Origin of the sequence: Methyloversatilis discipulorum (assembly GCF_000527135.1) — a bacterium.
GTDB lineage: Bacteria > Pseudomonadota > Gammaproteobacteria > Burkholderiales > Rhodocyclaceae > Methyloversatilis > Methyloversatilis discipulorum.
Genome location: NZ_AZUP01000001.1, coordinates 1,564,968 through 1,581,172 on the forward strand (window position 1 = coordinate 1,564,968; position 16,205 = coordinate 1,581,172).

A 16,205-nucleotide genomic window follows, 5' to 3' on the forward strand; every position below is an offset into this window, starting at 1 on the left:
ATGACTGCACGACTGCCCGTCACCGTCCTGTCCGGCTTTCTCGGCGCCGGCAAGACCACCCTGCTCAACCATGTGCTGTCGAATACCGAAGGCCGCCGCGTGGCGGTCATCGTGAATGACATGTCGGAAGTGAACATCGACGCCCAGCTGGTGGCTCATGGCGCACAGCTGTCGCGTACCGACGCACGCATGGTCGAAATGTCCAACGGCTGCATCTGCTGCACGCTGCGCGAAGACCTGCTGATCGAAGTATCGAGACTGGCGCGCGAAGGCCGCTTCGACTATCTGCTGATCGAATCGACCGGCATTTCCGAGCCGCTGCCGGTCGCCGAAACCTTCACTTTCGAAGACGAGGACGGCAGCAGCCTGTCATCGGTGTCGCGGCTCGACACCATGGTGACCGTGGTCGATGCGTACAACTTCCTGCGCGACTATTCGAGCCAGGACATGATCGCCGAGCGCGGCGAATCGCTGGGCGACGAAGACCAGCGCACGGTGGTCGACCTGCTGGTCGACCAGGTCGAATTCGCCGACGTGATCGTGCTGAACAAATGCGACCTGGTGAGCGATGCCGAACGCGAGCGACTGCACGCCATCCTGCGCGCATTGAATCCACGCGCCGACGTCGTCGAGGCCCGTGAAGGCCGCGTGCCGCTGGACCGCATCCTCGACACCGGCCGCTTCGATTTCGACGCTGCCGCCGAAGCGCCGGGCTGGCTGCAGGAAATGCGCGGCACCCACGTGCCGGAATCCGACACCTACGGCATCCGCAGCTTTTCGTGGAGCGAGCGCCGGCCCTTCCATCCGCAGCGCTTCTGGAACCTGATCCACGACGAATGGCCCGGCGTCATCCGCAGCAAGGGTTTCTTCTGGCTGGCCAGCCGCATGGACTTCGCCGGCGAATGGGCGCAGGCCGGCGGCATCTGCCGCAACCGCCCGGCCGGCCTGTGGTGGGCGGCGGTGGATCGCGCCGACTGGCCGACCGACCGCGACTACCTGAAGCAGATCGAAGCGCGCTGGCTGGCGCCCTTCGGCGACCGCCGGCAGGAACTGGTGTTCATCGGCATGGACATGGACGAGGCGTGGATACGCCAGCAGCTCGACGCCTGTCTGCTGACCGACGCCGAAATGGCCGCCGGCTCGTCCGCCTGGCGCGACCTGCCCGATCCTTTCGACCCGTGGTCGCTCGCTGCGGCCGACGACGAGCCGGAGCAAGGCACCTAGCGCGGCGTGGGCGGGGTCTCCGCCAGGCCCAGGCGCCGTTCGGTCACCCAGGGCACCAGGCCGACTTCGGAGGCGAGTTTCACCAGTTCGATGTCCGAACTGACGTCGAGCTTGCGTCGCGCGGTGCTCAGCTTGTTGGCCACCGTCTTCGGGCTCAGATTGAGCTGTTCGGCGATGGCATCGATCGAGTGGCCGGACACCAGCAGGCGGCACATTTCGAATTCGCGCGGCGTCAGGTAACCGAACAGCTTGGATTCCGGCAGGTAGTGCGAGAAGGCCACGCTTTCCGCCACCTGCCGGCTCAGCACGCGCTTGCCGCGCGCCACCGACTGCACCGCGTCGACCAGTTGCTCGGCCGGGCTGTCCTTGGTCAGCACACCGAGCGCGCCGGCGTCCAGCGCCTGCTGCACCACGGTCGGATGCGAGCACATCGTGAACATGAGCACCTTGGCCTGTTCGTCGAAGGCGACGATGCGCCGCGTGGCTTCGATGCCGCTGGAGCCGGGCAGCATGATGTCCATCACCACGACGTCGGGCGCGTGCTTGCGATAGGCGGCATAGGCCTCGTCGGCGGTGCCCGCCTCGGCCGCCACCAGCAGCGACTCGTTCATCTCCAGCAGCGCACGGTAACCGGTGCGCACGACGGCGTGGTCATCGACCAGAAGGATGCGGGTCTGTCGGTTGTTCATGCGGTGATCTCCTGTTCGTTGCGTGCGAAGGGCAGCCGCACGGTGACGCGCCAGCCTCCGCCGTTAGCCGGGCCGGCGCTGCAGACACCACCCAGCGCCAGCGCGCGTTCGCGCATGCCCAGCATGCCCAGCCCGGCGACACCGGTCGGTATGCCATGCGCACTGCCGTTGTCCCAGATGTCGAGCTTGAGCACGCGGCCGTCGCTGCCCTGCTCGGTGCTCACGCCGATCAGCAGGCGCGAGCAGTCGGAGTGCTTGAAGGCATTGGTGACCGCCTCCTGCACGATGCGGTAGGCACTGGCCTCGACCGTCGGTCCGGCGTCGGCCGATTCACCTTCGAGGTTGAGCACCAGTTCGAGCGGCCGCGGCGCCTGTGCGCTGCGCTGTTCGACCAGCTGGCGCAGCGCGTTGTAGAGGCCCAGCGCGTCGATCTCGACCGGGTGCAGCGATTCCAGCTGCACGCGCACGCGGCCCAGCAGCTGCGCCAGATGTCCGCCCAGCGCCTCGGCGCTGCCGCTGTAGCGGGTCAGTGCCGGCTCGTTCCGGCAGGCCGCCGACAGCACTGCGACGTGCGGCTGCATCGCCACCATATAGGTGCTCATTTCGTCGTGCAGGTCGCGCGCGATGGCGCGCCGCGTCTGCTCTTCCATCACCATGATCTTGCGCAGCAGCGCCGAGCGTTCGCGGCTCACTTCGGCCAGCGAGTTGGCCATCCGGTTGAACGAGGCCGACAGCTCCGCCAGATCGGGCAGGCGGAAGGCCGGCAGGCGCGCGTCGAGACGCCCGGACTCGATGTCGCGCAAGGCGGTGCGCAGCGCATGCACCGGCTCCAGCGCGCGACAGATGGCCCAGTACAGCAGCAGACCGAGCAGCACGCTGTAGGCCACCGTCAGATAGCTCAGTCGCTTGAAGCCTTCCCACTTTTCGCGCATTTCGTCGGACGGCATCGGCGACACGCGATAGAAGCCGGCGATCTCGCCATTGAGGCGCCACGGCTTCATGCGCACCGTGCCGTCGGCCTGCACCGGCGCTTCGTCCGGCGCCGGCCATCCACCGGCACCTCGGGTGTCGGACGAGGCGAGCACGCGACCCGCGAGGTCGAGCACGTCGATGCGCACGTGGCGGATGTCCTTCATGCGCTGCACGCGTTCGAGCAGCGAATCGAGCATGGGCGAGCGGCCGTCGCCGGCGTTCAGCGGCATGTCCTCCGGCAGCAGCAACAGCACCAGCCGCGTACCCGACTCGATCTCCTCGACCGAGTCGCTGCGCCAGGCCTTGTAGTGCAGGAAGCCGTGCGTCAGCAGCAGCAGGCACATGAGCACAAGCACGATCAGCAGCAGGCGGTTCTTCAGTGTCATTCGGCAGGGATGGAAGTGCGGCGGGACGTCCGGCTTCAGGGGTGCCGGAGCCGTCGATGGTAGCGCCGGAGCCGAGGGACAAAATCCCCTCGTTGCAATGCGCAGCACACCGCAATCGCTGCACTGCACATTCCTATAGTTCGCTCGACCGCAGCGCTGACCGGCTCTCGACGACAGCGCCCGCGGTTGCGATCGCCAGGTCCTCAGGTCTGTTCGGGCCCGGCATCTCGATCGCATGGAAGCGAATGCGCGTATCCCCACGCGCCCCACCCAAGGAGGAGAAAACCGCTATGTCACTGAAAAGAGCAACCGGCCAGACCGGTCTGCAGAAGAAACGTCTGAGCCGTGCCGTCGCCACCGCGATCGCCGGCTTTGCGCTGGCGTCCGCATCGGGTGCCGCGCTCGCCAACGCCGAGCTGATCAAGCTTTCGCAGGACGATCGTCAGTGGGTCATGCAGGGCAAGGACTACGACCACAGCCACTACAGCGGCCTGAAGCAGATCAACCGCAGCAACGTGAAGAACCTGAAGGCCGCGTGGACCTTCTCGACCGGCGTGCTGCACGGCCACGAGGGTGGTCCGCTGGTGGTGAACGGCATCATGTACATCCACACGCCCTTCCCCAACATCACCTACGCGATCGATCTCGACAACCCGAACAAGATCCTGTGGGAACACAAGCCCAAGCAGGACGCATCGGTCCGCGCGGTCGCCTGCTGCGACGTCGTGAACCGTGGCCTCGCTTACGGCGACGGCAAGATCTTCAAGACCCAGCTCGACGGCCACATCGTTGCGCTGGACGCCAAGACCGGCAAGGAACTGTGGAAGATGGAGAACTCCGACCCGAAGGTCGGCTCCACGCTGACGCAGGCACCGATGGTGGTCGAGGACATGGTCATCGTCGGTTCGTCGGGTGCGGAGCTGGGCGTGCGTGGCTACGTCACCGCCTACCGCATCAAGGACGGCAAGCAGGTCTGGCGCGCCTACGCCACCGGCCCGGACGAGGACATCCTGCTGGCTGACGACTTCAACATGGCGAACCCGCACTACGGTCAGAAGGGCCTCGGCACCTCGACCTGGGAAGGCGACGCATGGAAGATCGGCGGCGGCACCAACTGGGGCTGGTACGCCTACGACCCGGAACTGAAGCTGATGTACTACGGCTCGGGCAACCCGGCACCGTGGAACGAAACCATGCGCCCGGGCGACAACAAGTGGACCATGGCCATCTGGGGTCGCGACGTGAAGACCGGCAAGGCCAAGTTCGCCTTCCAGAAGACGCCGCATGACGAGTGGGACTACGCCGGCGTGAACTGGATCGGCCTGTCCGACCAGGTCGTCGACGGCAAGAAGCAGAAGCTGCTGACCCACCCGGACCGCAACGGCATCGTCTACACCCTGAACCGCGAGAACGGCAACCTCGTTCGCGCCGACAAGATCGACCCGTCGGTGAACGTGTTCAAGGGCTACGACATGAAGAAGGGCGTGCCCATCCGCGATCCCGAGTACTCGACCCGCATGGACCATCTGGCCAAGGGCATCTGCCCGTCCGCCATGGGCTACCACAACCAGGGCCACGACTCGATCGACAAGAAGCGCGAACTGGTCATGCTCGGCACCAACATGATCTGCATGGACTGGGAGCCGTTCATGCTGCCCTACCGCGCAGGTCAGTTCTTCGTCGGCGCCACGCTGAACATGTATGCCACCCCGGGCAACAACGGCAACATGGGTCAGGTCAAGGCCTACGACGTCAAGACGTCGAAGTTCAAGTGGGTCAAGGACGAGAAGTTCTCGGTCTGGGGTGGTACCACCTCCACCGCCGGCGACCTCGTGTTCTACGGCACGCTGGACGGTCTGATCAAGGCGGTCGATGCCGACAACGGCAAGACGCTGTGGGAATTCAAGCTCCCGTCCGGCGTCATCGGCCACCCGGTCACCTATGAGCACAAGGGCAAGCAGTACGTCGCCATCTACTACGGTGTGGGCGGCTGGCCCGGCGTCGGCCTCGTGTTCGACCTGACCGACCCGACCGCAGGTCTCGGTGCAGTGGGCGCCTTCAAGGAGCTCCAGCAGTACACCAAGATGGGCGGCGGCGTGATGGTGTTCTCGCTGTAAGACGTACCGGGCATGGCGCCACGCGCCATGCCCGTTTCAGGCAGGAGATCCACGATGAAACAGACCCTCATTGCAGCGCTGCTGTGCGCGCTCGGCGGCGTCGCACACGCCGCCGGCACGCTCAAGGTGTGCGCGGCCGACAACGAAATGCCCTACGCCAACGAGCGGGGCGAAGGATTCGAAGACCGCATCGCCGAAAAGCTGGCAGCGGCCATGGACATGAAGCTGGAGCGCGTCGGCTTCAGCGACCCGCGCTACGTGGTGCGCGACCTGCTCGACAAGGGCAAGTGCGACGTCATGCTCGGCGTCGATGCGGGCGATCCCCGCGTCGCCACGACCCGCGCCTACTACCGTTCGAGCTATGTGTTCGTCACCCGCGCCGACTTCGGCCAGGAGGTGACCGGCTGGGACAGCCCGGCGCTGCAGACCGCGCACATCGGCGTCATACCCGGCACGCCGGCGGAAGTGATGCTGGTGCAGCTCGGCCGCTATGCCGACAGCTTCCGCTACATGATGTCGCTCGGCGGCAACAAGGCACCGCGCAACCGCTACGTGCGCTACGACAGCGAAAAGCTGATCCGCGACCTCGCCGCCGGCGAGATCGACGTCGCCGTGGCCTGGGCACCGTCGGTCGCCCGCTACATCAAGAGCGCAGCGACGCCGCTGAAGGTCACTCAGGTACCGGCCCAGGCCACGAAGTCGAATGGCGAACCGGTGCATTTCCACTTCGACACCGCCATCGCCGTGCGCAAGGACGACCGCGCACTGCTGGCCCGCATCGAAGCCGCGCTCGCGCGCAGCCGTGACGACATCGAGGGCGTATTGCGCGCCGAAGGCATACAGATTCTGCCGCCGAACCCGGTGGCCGAAGGAAACAAGGACAGCAAGGGATGAAGTTTCAAGTCAGCAAACTGGTCGCGGCAACCCTGATGGGTGGCGCCATCGCCACGGCGATCGCCGCCGGCAGCCCGCCGCGCTTCTACAACATCATCGAAGGTTCGCCACTCGACTTCTCCGGCAAGGAGGAAAGCGAAGCGGTGAAGAACTTCAAGCAGACGGGCATCAACCCCTACAACACCGACGCCGCCAAGATCGCCGAGGGCGAGTCGCTGTACTCGACCGCCTGCTCGGGCTGTCACGGCCATCACGCCGAAGGCAAGCTCGGCCCCGGTCTGGCCGACGACTACTGGACCTACCCGGCGAATGCCACCGACGCCGGCCTGTTCTCCAGCATCTACGGCGGTCTGCAGGGAATGATGGGGCCGCAGAGCGGGCACCTGTCGCAGGACGAAATCCTGGTGATCATGAGCTGGATCCGCTCGGTCTATAAGGGCGATCCGGCCAAGGCACTGTGGAAGCAGGCGAACTGAGGAAGGCGAAGTTTTCGACCCGGCCCCGTCCGGGCCGTCACGTGCAGCACCCACATCACAACCACGGAGGAATGACAATGAAGATCCGCACCGCAGCCCGTCTTGCAGCCACTTCCGCACTCCTGCTGCTGGCCGGCGGCGCCCACGCCTACGACGGCACCAAGTGCAAGGCGGCCGGCAACTGCTGGGAGCCGAAGCCGGGCTATCCGGACAAGGTGGCCGGCTCCAAGTACGACCCGAAGCACGACGCCAAGGAGCTGTCCAAGCAGGGCGACTCCATCAAGCAGATGGAAGCGCGCAATGCCAAGCGCGTCGAGCAGCTCAACGCCACCGGCACCTTCAAGTACGACGTCAACTGATCGTCGCGTCCTCCCGGCCGGGCGAGCTCCCCTCTCGTCCGGCCGGGTTCCCGAAGGCCACGCGGAACGCGCCGCGCCTTCCCAGCCGCGACCTCGCGGCCAACCCGATCTGGAATCCCGGATGCACTCCGAACCTGTTGACCTGTCGGCATGGCGGGTCCGTGCGCTCGACTTCGAGCGCCAGCTGAACGCGGTGCTGGTCGGCATGCCGCGCACCGTGCGACTGATGACCATCGCGGTGTTCGCCCGCGGCCACGTACTGCTCGAAGGCGATGTCGGCGTCGGCAAGACCACGCTGCTGAAGGCGGTGGCGCGCGGCATCGGCGGCGCCTACCAGCGCATCGAAGGCACCGTGGACCTGATGCCCGGCGACCTCGTCTATCACACCTATGTCGGCGACGACGGCCGCCCGCGTGTCGAGCCGGGCCCGCTGATCGCGCAGGGCAGCGAGCTGGCGGTGTTCTTCTTCAACGAGATCAACCGCGCCCGCCCGCAGGTCCATGCACTGCTGCTGCGCCTGATGGCCGAACGCACGGTGAGCGCCTTCAACCGCGAATACACCTTGCCGTGGATGCAGGTGTTCGCCGACCGCAACCGGGTCGAGCGCGAAGAAACCTTCGAACTGCCCTCGGCCGCCCGCGACCGTTTCCTGCTCGAAGTGTCAGTCGAGGCGCCGGACGCGCGCGACCAGCTGCGCGGCCTCATGTTCGACACCCGCTTCCACGACGCCGACGCGCTGATCTCCAGCGTCGAACCTGGCATGCTGGACCACACGCGCCTGAACGATGTCGCACAGTCCATCCAGGACACCGTGCAGTCCAGCCCGGCGCTCGACGACTACGGCGTCGACCTCTGGCTGGCAACGCGCCAGCCAGCGCAGTACGGCGTGCAGCTGTCCGACGTCGACATCGATCAGTTCATCCTCTCTGGCGCCAGCCCGCGTGGCGTCGCCATGCTGGCACGCGCCGCCCGCGTGCAGGCCTGGCTCGAAGGCCGCGACCGCCTGGTGCCGGAAGACCTGCACGCGGTGTTCTTCGAGGCGATCGCGCACCGCCTCTGCCTGAACCCGGTGTACGAGACGCAGCGCCCGCTGTACGCCCGCCCCTTCGTCACCGAGGTGCTGCGCCAGGTCGCCTCGCCATGACAGCGTCCGCGCTCGCCTACGCGCTGCGCTGGCGCAGTCGCGCGGTCACGCCGGGTGCGCACCGCGGCACGCTGTCCGGGCCGGGGCACGACTTCGAACGCAGCGTGCCGCTGTCCGGCAACCGCGACGCGCGCCGGCTCGACCTGCGGGCGACGCTGCGCGACCCGTCGGAACGCGTGTGGGTGCGGCTGTTCCGGCAACAGGCCGTGGTGCCGGTGGTGGTGCTGGTCGACGTGTCGCGCTCGATGGACTACCGCGGCGCGACGCACCGGCATGCGCTCGCCGCCGAACTCGCCGAGGCGATTGCGCACGCCGCCTGGCGCATCGGCGATCCGTTCGCACTGATCGCCTGCGACCACCGCATCCGTGCGGAACTGACGCTGCCGCCCTGCCGCAGCGCGGCCGGTGCGCGCGCCGCCCTCGCCCGGCTGCGCGCACACGTACCGGATGGCGACGACAACAGCGCACTGCTCAAAGCCGCCCCGCTGCTGCCGCGCCGGCGCTCGCTGGTATTCCTGCTCACCGACGGCCACATGCCGGACGAGCGCCTGAACCGCGTGCTCGGCAGCCTCGCCCGCCACGACGTGGTCACCGTGGTACTCGGCGACAGCCGCGAACAGCACGCCTCTGCGCGCTGGGGCATCGCCCGCCTGCGCGACCTTGAAAGCGGCGCCGAGCGTCTGCTGCTGCAGCGCCCGGCCCTCGCCCGCGCCTTCGTCGAGGCGCAGGCGGCGCGGCGCGAACGGCTGCGCCACATCGCGCTGCGCCACGGACGCCCGCCGCTGTTCATCGACGATCGCATCGATCCGGTGCAGTTCAACCGCTACTTCCTGCAGTCATGAAACGGTCCTCCGTCCCTGCACTTCTTTCCTTGCTGCTCTGCCTGTTCACCGTACCGGCGATGGCGACGGTCACGCTGAAGCAGATCGAGTGGCCGCGCAACTTCGGCTACCGCATCGGCGACACCGTGCCGGTCGCACTGACGCTGAGCGTGCCGCCCGGCTGGGCACCCGACCGCGACGGCCTGCCGGAGCCGGGCCAGGGCGACCGCCAGTTCGAACTGCGCAGCCTCACCGCCGTCGACGCGCCGGGGCGCTGCCCAGACTGCCGCCTCTACACGCTGGAATGGCAGCTGATGAAGAGCGTGCGCGCGCCGCAGACGCTGCGCCTGTCTCCCACCGTGCTGCGTTTCCGCAAGGACAACGCGGTGGCCGAGATCAAGGTGCCCGCCTTCGATCTGAGCACGGCGCCGCTGCTGCACTGGGCGTCGAAGAAGGACATTGTCAGCAGCGTGCATCCGGGCTACCGCGCCACCGCCTTCGACAGCAGCGCACCGCTCGCGCGTGCGCTGGGCTGGGCCGGCGCCGCAGCGGCGCTGCTGCTGGCCGCGCTGTGGGTGGCCGGACGGCTGGGCACGCAGCGCGCGCGTCCGTTCGCCCGCGCCTGGCGCAGCGTGCGCGCGCTGCGCGGCCGCGATGACGCGGAAGCGCTCGAACAGGCCTTCCGCGCGCTGCACCATGCGTGCAACGAAAGTGCCGGGCAGACCGTGTTCGCCTCCACGCTGCCGGACTTCATCGCCGCCCACCCGGCCTTCGCCGACCAGGCTCCGGCGCTGGAAGCGGCCTTCGCCGCCTCGCGTGCCTGCTTCTACGGGCTGCCGCCCGACCCGCGCTACACGCAGCCCGACGCGCTGCTGCCGCTGCTGGCGGCACTGCGCGACCGCGAGCGGCTCGGCGCACGGCGGCGTCCGGTCAGCCCATCCGTCGTCGTCGAAGCCGCTTGAGCCCGACATGATGTCCTTCGATCATCCGCACTGGCTGTGGGCTGCACTGCTCGCGCTGCTGCCGCTGCTGTGGCACGGCCAGCGCACGCTGCCGCACGGCTGGCTGCCTGGCGTGCCGGCCGATCCGGCGTCGCGCGCACTGGCCGTCGCGCTGCGTCTGCTGGGCGCGCTGGCAGTGCTCGGCAGCGTGATCGCGCTGGCCGGTCCGCACCGTCAGGGCGAAGACGTCGAACGGGTCGGCAACGGCGCCCACGTCGTCATCACGCTGGACCGCAGCGCCAGCATGAGCGACGGCTTCGCCGGTCGTGGCGCGCAGCAGGGCGACGAAGCCAAGGGCCGCGCCGCCGCCCGCCTGCTCGAAGACTTCGTGCGCGAGCGCCCGCGCGACCTGTTCGGCGTGGTGTCCTTCAGCACGGCGCCGGTGCATGGCCTCGAACTGACCGCCGACCACGACGCGGTGCGCGCCGCGATACGCGCGTCGGCCGCACCCGGCGTCGGACTGACCAATATCGCCGCCGGCCTGACGATGTCGCTCGAGCAGTTCCGCGACAAGCCGGTGACCGGCTCACGCGTGGTGCTGCTGGTGTCGGACGGCGCCGCGCAGATCGACGTGCGCAAGCAGAACCAGATCCGCCGCCTGTTCGCCGAGAACCGCAGCGCGCTGTACTGGATCTTCCTGCGCACCGCCGGCGGCCGCGGCCCGTCCGACCCGCCGGACCCGGAAGCCGGCTTCGATCCGGCGCCGGAGTACTTCCTGAACGAGTACTTCCGCGACCTCGGCGTGCCCTACCGGCTGTACGAAGCCGACACACCGGACGCACTCGCCCGCGCCATCGCCGACGTCGCCCGCCTGCAGAACCAGCCGCTGCGCTATCGCGAAACACCGCCGCGGCAGGACCTCGGCGGGCTGTTCATCGGCATCGCCTTCGCCTGCAGCCTGCTGCTACTGGCCGCCCGCACTTTCGAGGTTCCCGCATGGTCCCGCTGATGTCGCCGTCTGCACTCCTTCACCTGCTGCGCCGCCGCTCGGCCGCACTGCTCTACCTGCTGGCCGCACTCGCCGCAGCCGCCAGCCTGCATGCGCTGTGGCAGGGCTGGCGGGCGCACGATGCCAACCGGCAGATGCGCGACGGCGTGGCCGACGCCGGCGCACCACCGATGGTGCTGTTCGCCCGCGCCGTGACGCTGGACCGGAAGCGCGACAACGACGCGGCACTGGCCGCCTACAGCGAAGCCGAGACGCAGGCCGAACTGCGCGGCGACCCGGCACTGGCGCGTGCCGCCCGGGTCAATGCCGCCAACATCTATCTACGGCGAGCGATCGAGGTGGCCACCGGCGAAGGTGCGGCGGCGCGCGCCATCACCCTGGTCGAACTGGCCAAGACCGGCTACCGCCGTGCGCTGCGCGAACAGCCGGAGGACTGGGGCACGCGCTACAACTTTGAACTGGCGCAGGTGCTGGTGCCCGACTACGAGGTGCGCAACTGGCGCAAGGACGGCAAGGAGACCAAGGTCGATGACGACGCGCTGCCCGACAAGGCGGCGTGGACCGAGATGGTCGGCGCACCGCGAGGCATGCATTGAAGGTCGCCGACACCCTGCGCGGGCGCGGTGCGCGCTTCTGGCTGCTCGCCGCGGCCAGTGCCTGTCTTGGCGTGGCGCTGTTCGATCCGGCGGTGCAGGTCGAGCGGCGCGTCGGCACCTACATGATGGTGTTCGACATCACGCAGAGCATGAACACCCGCGACGTCGGCCCGGCCGACGCCCGCATCGGCCGGCTGGACCACGCGAAGCAGCTGGCCATCGCCACACTCGACCGTCTGCCCTGCGGCACGCAGGTGGGCGTATCCATTTTCGTCGAGCGGCGCACGCAGCCACTGCTGATGCCGGTCGACGTCTGCATCGACCGCGCCGCGCTGAACGACGCCATCGGCCACATCGACTGGCGCATGGCCTGGGCCGCCGACAGTCATCTGTACTACGGCACCTACTCCGCGCTCGACGACATCCGCCGGATGACGCCGGGCGCCGCCCTCGCCTTTTTCACCGACGGCCACCAGGCGCCGGCGCTGCACCCGGGCCGCATTCCGGCCTGGGATGGCGAACCGGGCGAAGTGCCTGGCGTGCTGTTCGGGGTCGGCGGCGAGCAGCCGGAACCGGTGCCCAAGCTGGGCGAGAAGGGGCGCATCGAAGGCTACTGGACCGCCGAAGACACGGCCGGCTTCGCCAGCGCCGGCGCCCCCACGCTGTCGGTGCTCGACATGGAAAAGCTGGGCGGCGACATCCGCAACGCACCGCAGCGCGCGCCCGGCTCCGACAACGACCACCTGTCGCTGCGCCGCGACGACGTGCTCGAAGACCTTGCCCAGCGCACCGGTCTCGGCGTCGCGGTCGCCCGCTCGCCGGAGCAGATCGCCGCGCAGCTGCGTGCCCTGCCCGGCGGCCGGGTCGCCGACACCCGCTTCGCGCTGCGCCCGCTGCTCGCGCTGGCCGGCCTCGCCGCACTGCTTGCCAGCCTCGCGCCGGCGCCGTCCGCCGTCCGCCGCCGCGCACAACGATTGTTCACCTTCAGGAGTGCCTGATCCATGAAAGCCCCGCTGTCCGTCCTCACCTTCGCACTGTTCGCACCGCTCGCCATGGCGCACGGACCGACGCCGCAGAAGATAGACGAGTCGGTCGTCATCGCAGCCCCCCCGGCCACCGTGTGGGCCGTGGTCGGCGACTTCGCCGGCATCGCGAAGTGGAATCCGGCGATCAAGGCTTCGTCGGCCGACCGCGGCAACGAAGCCGGTTCGACCCGCACGCTGACGCTGCCGACCGGCACCGTGACCGAACAGCTCGACGACTACGACGCCGCGGCGATGAGCATGAACTACCGCTCGGGCAACGCCGACCCGGCGGTACTGCCGGTCAGCTCCTACTCCGGCCGGCTCACCGTCAAGGCCGAAGGCAGCGGCAGCAAGCTCATGTGGCAGGCGCGCGGCTACCGCGCCGACACCGGCAACGACCCGGCCGCCGGCATGGACGACGAGAGCGCGGTGAAGGCGCTGCGCGCGCTGATGCGTCCGGGCCTGGACGCCGTGCGCACGCAGATCGAAGCGTCCGCCAAACCCTGATGGACGCGCTGCCGACACTGCGGACGGCGGCCTCACCGCTGCGCTGGCTGCTCGCCGTATCACTGTTCGTCGGTGCGCTGCCGCCGGCGTCAGCCGACGCGGCCTGGCCGAAGATGCGCAGCGCGCTGTTCGGCGAGCGCAGCTTCGGCAGTGACCCAGCGGTGCTGGCGCTGGAGGCGCCCGATCGCGCGGAGGACGCATCGATCGTGCCGGTCTCACTGCGCGTGGGCCCGGCGGGCGGCGCGCTGCGCACGCTGTGGCTGCTGGTCGACGAAAACCCGTCACCGCTCGCGGCGCGCTTCACGCTGCACGACGCGGTGGTCGGCAGCATCGAGACGCGGCTGCGCGTCGAGCGCTACACCACGGTGCGCGCCATCGGCGAAACCGACGACGGCCGGCTCTACATGGCCGAGCACTTCGTGCGCGCGGCCGGTGGCTGTTCGGCACCCATCGGTCCAGCCGACGACAGTGAGTCGGCGATCGGCCGCATGTCGATGCGCCGCTTCGACGTCGCCGGCGCGCGCAGCGAACTCGAACTGCGCATCCGCCACCCGAACCACTCCGGACTCGAAGTCGATCTGGACACGCGCGGCTACGTCGCCGCCGACTACGTACGCGAACTGCGTGTGCTGCAGGACGGTCGCCCGCTGCTCGACGCCGAACTCGACATCTCGATCAGCCGCAATCCCTATCTGCGTTTCGGCATCGCCGCCGACGCGCGCCGTCTCGACGTACAGGTCGGCGACAGTCGCGAACGCCGCTTCGACGCACGCTTTCCACCGGACGCCACAACGCCGTGACGCGCCGGCTGCTGATCGCCGCCGCCTGTATCGGCGCCTCGACCGCGACCAGCGCCGCACCGTCGGCCGAAGCCATGATGAAGATGTCGCGCGCCGTGCTGAAGGTGTCGGCGCTGGGCGACGACGACAATCTGTCGGTCGGCTCGGCCGTCGTGATCGGGCCGGACAGTGCACTGACCAACTGCCACGTCACCCGCCACGCCCGCATCATCGTGCTGTCGCGCGGGCTGGCGCGGCACGCGGTGGTCGGCCAGCGCGCCGACGTGTCGCGCGACCTCTGCCTGCTGCGCACCGCCGAGCCGCTGCCCTACCCGGCGGTGGAGCTGCGCCCCACGCGCAGCCTGACGCTGGGCGAACGCGTGCTCGCCCATGGCTACTCGGGCGGCATGGAAGCGCATTTCGCGCGCGGCCTCATCGTCGATCTGCACGCGGCGGGCGGCAGTCACGTCATCCAGACCTCGGCCGGCTTCCTGCAGGGTGCCAGCGGCGGTGGTCTGTTCGACGAGGAAGGCCGGCTGATCGGCATCACCACTTTCCTGACCAGCGCCGGCCGCACCGAGTACTTCGCGATGCCCGCCGACTGGACCGACCGCCTGCGCGAGCGCACGGAGGAGGCACCGAAGCCGCTGACCGGGTCTGCGCTGTGGGCGCAGTTGCCAGCACACCAGCCCTGGTTCATGCGCCTGCTCGAACCGCTGTCGCGCAAGGACTGGCCGACGGTGGCACAGATGGCCGACGAATGGATGGCCGCCGAGCCGCACGCACCGGCAGCGGCGCTGATGTGCGCCCGCGCCGCGCGCGCGCAGGCGCGGCCGGCGCGCATGACGCAGTGCCTGCAGCGGGCGCTGGAAGGTGCGCGCGACAGCGAGGTCGAACTGACCCGCATCGCTGCCTGGGCACGCAGTGAAGGGCTGGACGAGGCCGTCGCCGCCAGCACGACGGCGCTGGCACGGCTGCGTCCGCTGCCGCGCGGCGACTGAGCCCACCGGGCGGCGGGCTGAACGCCCGGGCGGGCTCAGCCCGCCGGTACGCCGGTCCGGTTGACCTGGCTGTAGAAGATCTTCTGGTTGTGCAAGCTGCCGAGCAGCTCGTTCAGTTCGTGGATCAGTGCATCGTTGCCGGCGCTGGCCGCGACATCGCCGCTGGCGATCGCGACCTGGGCCAGACAGCCGATCTTGTCGCGCAGTGCGTCCTCGATCAGGTCGATGTGGCGGATCGTGAGCTGGAAGGTTTTCTGGTGCTTGGACATGTGGGCTCTCCCTGTGCCGCCGCCTCGTGAGCAACGGGTGTTTACGAGAACCGACAGCGTAATCCTTTCGTGCGCCGCAACAAGCCCCCGCGGTAAAAACACGGGCACGGACAATCGGGACATCCTCACCGGAATCCGGGGCAAGCACCGCCTGCAACGACGTCGGGAGTCGCGGATAGTGCTTCCCTTTTCCGCCACGTCTGCCCGTCGAAGCCATGCATCGCAGCCGCCTGCTTGTCACCACCCTCGTCGCACTGCTCGCCCTGCCAGCCGTCGCCGCCACCGACACCGTCGTCACCGTCAATGGCCGGGCGGTGCCGCGCGCCCAGCTCGACTTCATCATCAAGGAACAGATCCGTCAGGGCCGCCCGGCCTCGCCCGATCTGTCGCGCCAGGCGCGCGAGGAACTGATCGGTCGCGAGGTGCTGGCGCAGGAGGCCGAACGCAAGCTCGGCCGCAGCGAGGCGCTGAAGACGCGCATCGAGTTCATGCGCCAGCAGGCACTGCTCAATGCCTTGCGCGAGGACTTCTTCCTGAACACGCAGCCGTCCGACGCCGAAGTGCGCAAGGTCTACGACACGCTGTCGAGTCGCGCCGGCGAGCGCGAATACCGCGTGCGGCACATTCTGGTCGGCGATGAGGCGCAGGCGAAGTCGCTGCATGAACAGCTCGGCAAGGGTGCGCGCTTCGAGGATCTGGCGAAGGCCCACTCGAAGGACAGCGACAGCGCGCCGGCCGGCGGCCTGCTCGAATGGACGCCGGAGGGCCAGTTTTCGCCCGAATTCGCCGCCGCGCTGCCGCAGATGACGCGCGGCAAGGTAGGCGACGCCCCGGTGCGCAGCGGCGCCGGCTGGCACCTGATCCGGCTGGAGGACGTGCGTCCGGCGCAGCCGCCGCGTTTCGAGGACGTGAAGCCGCGCATCGTCGAGTCGCTGATCGAGCAGAAATGGCGCAGCTACGTGAAGGAGCTGCAGGCGCGCGCGGTGGTGAAGTGAG

18 protein-coding genes are annotated in these 16,205 nt (G+C 68.8%); 15 read left to right on the forward strand and 3 right to left on the reverse strand.

All coding sequences use genetic code 11. From position 1 onward, the window contains the following. Complete coding sequence (zigA, locus tag METFAM1_RS0107135; protein ID WP_024300543.1) at positions 1–1,224, forward strand: zinc metallochaperone GTPase ZigA; 1,224 nt, start codon at positions 1–3, stop codon at positions 1,222–1,224. Here the strand turns inward: zigA and METFAM1_RS0107140 are convergent. Both METFAM1_RS0107140 and METFAM1_RS0107145 read right to left on the reverse strand, forming a co-directional pair. Further along, entirely contained in the window at positions 1,221–1,913 is a 693-nt protein-coding gene (locus METFAM1_RS0107140; protein WP_019918922.1) for a response regulator, read from the reverse strand. The genes zigA and METFAM1_RS0107140 overlap by 4 nt on opposite strands. Next, positions 1,910–3,271 carry an ATP-binding protein gene (locus METFAM1_RS0107145; RefSeq protein ID WP_019918923.1) on the reverse strand — a complete coding sequence of 454 codons (1,362 nt, stop codon included), beginning with the start codon at positions 3,269–3,271 and terminating at the stop codon, positions 1,910–1,912. The genes METFAM1_RS0107140 and METFAM1_RS0107145 overlap by 4 nt, the downstream gene beginning before the upstream one ends. A 290-nt stretch (positions 3,272–3,561) precedes the next feature. Here METFAM1_RS0107145 and METFAM1_RS0107150 point away from each other — a divergent pair, with 290 nt between their 5' ends. From METFAM1_RS0107150 to METFAM1_RS0107210, 13 genes are all read left to right on the forward strand, one after another. Beyond that, positions 3,562–5,388 carry a methanol/ethanol family PQQ-dependent dehydrogenase gene (locus METFAM1_RS0107150; protein WP_019918924.1) on the forward strand — a complete coding sequence of 609 codons (1,827 nt, stop codon included), beginning with the start codon at positions 3,562–3,564 and terminating at the stop codon, positions 5,386–5,388. A 54-nt stretch (positions 5,389–5,442) separates the two neighbouring features. Next, on the forward strand, positions 5,443–6,282 hold the full coding sequence (gene moxJ / locus METFAM1_RS0107155) for a methanol oxidation system protein MoxJ (protein ID WP_019918925.1): 840 nt from the start codon (positions 5,443–5,445) through the stop codon (positions 6,280–6,282). Continuing rightward, positions 6,279–6,758 (forward strand): cytochrome c(L), periplasmic, encoded by a 480-nt coding sequence (gene moxG / locus METFAM1_RS0107160; protein WP_019918926.1) that lies wholly within the window; start codon positions 6,279–6,281, stop codon positions 6,756–6,758. Before moxJ ends, moxG begins: the two co-directional genes overlap by 4 nt. A 77-nt stretch (positions 6,759–6,835) precedes the next feature. Next, complete coding sequence (locus tag METFAM1_RS0107165) at positions 6,836–7,117, forward strand: hypothetical protein (protein WP_019918927.1); 282 nt, start codon at positions 6,836–6,838, stop codon at positions 7,115–7,117. A gap of 121 nt (positions 7,118–7,238) precedes the next feature. Beyond that, positions 7,239–8,261, forward strand: coding sequence for an AAA family ATPase (locus METFAM1_RS0107170; protein ID WP_019918928.1), 1,023 nt, complete (start codon positions 7,239–7,241; stop codon positions 8,259–8,261). Beyond that, positions 8,258–9,103 carry a DUF58 domain-containing protein gene (locus METFAM1_RS0107175; RefSeq protein ID WP_019918929.1) on the forward strand — a complete coding sequence of 282 codons (846 nt, stop codon included), beginning with the start codon at positions 8,258–8,260 and terminating at the stop codon, positions 9,101–9,103. Before METFAM1_RS0107170 ends, METFAM1_RS0107175 begins: the two co-directional genes overlap by 4 nt. A gap of 29 nt (positions 9,104–9,132) precedes the next feature. After that, complete coding sequence (locus METFAM1_RS0107180; protein WP_019918930.1) at positions 9,133–10,044, forward strand: hypothetical protein; 912 nt, start codon at positions 9,133–9,135, stop codon at positions 10,042–10,044. A 7-nt stretch (positions 10,045–10,051) separates the two neighbouring features. After that, complete coding sequence (locus tag METFAM1_RS0107185) at positions 10,052–11,032, forward strand: vWA domain-containing protein (protein ID WP_019918931.1); 981 nt, start codon at positions 10,052–10,054, stop codon at positions 11,030–11,032. Beyond that, a complete protein-coding gene (locus METFAM1_RS0107190; RefSeq protein WP_019918932.1) occupies positions 11,020–11,628 on the forward strand; it encodes a hypothetical protein in 609 nt (202 codons plus the stop codon). The genes METFAM1_RS0107185 and METFAM1_RS0107190 overlap by 13 nt, the downstream gene beginning before the upstream one ends. Next, a complete protein-coding gene (locus METFAM1_RS0107195; RefSeq protein WP_019918933.1) occupies positions 11,625–12,626 on the forward strand; it encodes a vWA domain-containing protein in 1,002 nt (333 codons plus the stop codon). The genes METFAM1_RS0107190 and METFAM1_RS0107195 overlap by 4 nt, the downstream gene beginning before the upstream one ends. Before the next feature lie 3 nt (positions 12,627–12,629). Next, positions 12,630–13,160 carry an SRPBCC family protein gene (locus METFAM1_RS0107200; protein ID WP_019918934.1) on the forward strand — a complete coding sequence of 177 codons (531 nt, stop codon included), beginning with the start codon at positions 12,630–12,632 and terminating at the stop codon, positions 13,158–13,160. Further along, on the forward strand, positions 13,160–13,960 hold the full coding sequence (locus tag METFAM1_RS0107205) for a quinoprotein dehydrogenase-associated SoxYZ-like carrier (protein WP_019918935.1): 801 nt from the start codon (positions 13,160–13,162) through the stop codon (positions 13,958–13,960). The genes METFAM1_RS0107200 and METFAM1_RS0107205 overlap by 1 nt, the downstream gene beginning before the upstream one ends. Further along, complete coding sequence (locus METFAM1_RS0107210; RefSeq protein ID WP_019918936.1) at positions 13,957–14,940, forward strand: S1 family peptidase; 984 nt, start codon at positions 13,957–13,959, stop codon at positions 14,938–14,940. Before METFAM1_RS0107205 ends, METFAM1_RS0107210 begins: the two co-directional genes overlap by 4 nt. A 35-nt stretch (positions 14,941–14,975) precedes the next feature. Here the strand turns inward: METFAM1_RS0107210 and METFAM1_RS0107215 are convergent, their stop codons facing one another. Further along, complete coding sequence (locus METFAM1_RS0107215; protein ID WP_019918937.1) at positions 14,976–15,209, reverse strand: hypothetical protein; 234 nt, start codon at positions 15,207–15,209, stop codon at positions 14,976–14,978. A 215-nt stretch (positions 15,210–15,424) separates the two neighbouring features. Between METFAM1_RS0107215 and METFAM1_RS0107220 the strand changes: the two genes are divergently transcribed. Next, positions 15,425–16,204 (forward strand): peptidylprolyl isomerase, encoded by a 780-nt coding sequence (locus METFAM1_RS0107220; RefSeq protein ID WP_019918938.1) that lies wholly within the window; start codon positions 15,425–15,427, stop codon positions 16,202–16,204. Position 16,205 lies beyond the last annotated feature (1 nt).

What these genes read in the sequence shown, in the direction of transcription:
- moxG (WP_019918926.1), top strand. Translation starts at nt 6,279, where the DNA reads ATGAAGTTTCAAGTCAGCAAACTGGTCGCGGCAACCCTGATGGGTGGC.
- METFAM1_RS0107140 (WP_019918922.1), bottom strand. Translation starts at nt 1,913, where the DNA reads ATGAACAACCGACAGACCCGCATCCTTCTGGTCGATGACCACGCCGTC.
- METFAM1_RS0107190 (WP_019918932.1), top strand. Translation starts at nt 11,020, where the DNA reads ATGGTCCCGCTGATGTCGCCGTCTGCACTCCTTCACCTGCTGCGCCGC.
- METFAM1_RS0107175 (WP_019918929.1), top strand. Translation starts at nt 8,258, where the DNA reads ATGACAGCGTCCGCGCTCGCCTACGCGCTGCGCTGGCGCAGTCGCGCG.
- METFAM1_RS0107165 (WP_019918927.1), top strand. Translation starts at nt 6,836, where the DNA reads ATGAAGATCCGCACCGCAGCCCGTCTTGCAGCCACTTCCGCACTCCTG.
- METFAM1_RS0107200 (WP_019918934.1), top strand. Translation starts at nt 12,630, where the DNA reads ATGAAAGCCCCGCTGTCCGTCCTCACCTTCGCACTGTTCGCACCGCTC.
- METFAM1_RS0107170 (WP_019918928.1), top strand. Translation starts at nt 7,239, where the DNA reads ATGCACTCCGAACCTGTTGACCTGTCGGCATGGCGGGTCCGTGCGCTC.
- moxJ (WP_019918925.1), top strand. Translation starts at nt 5,443, where the DNA reads ATGAAACAGACCCTCATTGCAGCGCTGCTGTGCGCGCTCGGCGGCGTC.
- zigA (WP_024300543.1), top strand. Translation starts at nt 1, where the DNA reads ATGACTGCACGACTGCCCGTCACCGTCCTGTCCGGCTTTCTCGGCGCC.
- METFAM1_RS0107185 (WP_019918931.1), top strand. Translation starts at nt 10,052, where the DNA reads ATGATGTCCTTCGATCATCCGCACTGGCTGTGGGCTGCACTGCTCGCG.
- METFAM1_RS0107150 (WP_019918924.1), top strand. Translation starts at nt 3,562, where the DNA reads ATGTCACTGAAAAGAGCAACCGGCCAGACCGGTCTGCAGAAGAAACGT.
- METFAM1_RS0107220 (WP_019918938.1), top strand. Translation starts at nt 15,425, where the DNA reads ATGCATCGCAGCCGCCTGCTTGTCACCACCCTCGTCGCACTGCTCGCC.
- METFAM1_RS0107205 (WP_019918935.1), top strand. Translation starts at nt 13,160, where the DNA reads ATGGACGCGCTGCCGACACTGCGGACGGCGGCCTCACCGCTGCGCTGG.
- METFAM1_RS0107215 (WP_019918937.1), bottom strand. Translation starts at nt 15,209, where the DNA reads ATGTCCAAGCACCAGAAAACCTTCCAGCTCACGATCCGCCACATCGAC.
- METFAM1_RS0107145 (WP_019918923.1), bottom strand. Translation starts at nt 3,271, where the DNA reads ATGACACTGAAGAACCGCCTGCTGCTGATCGTGCTTGTGCTCATGTGC.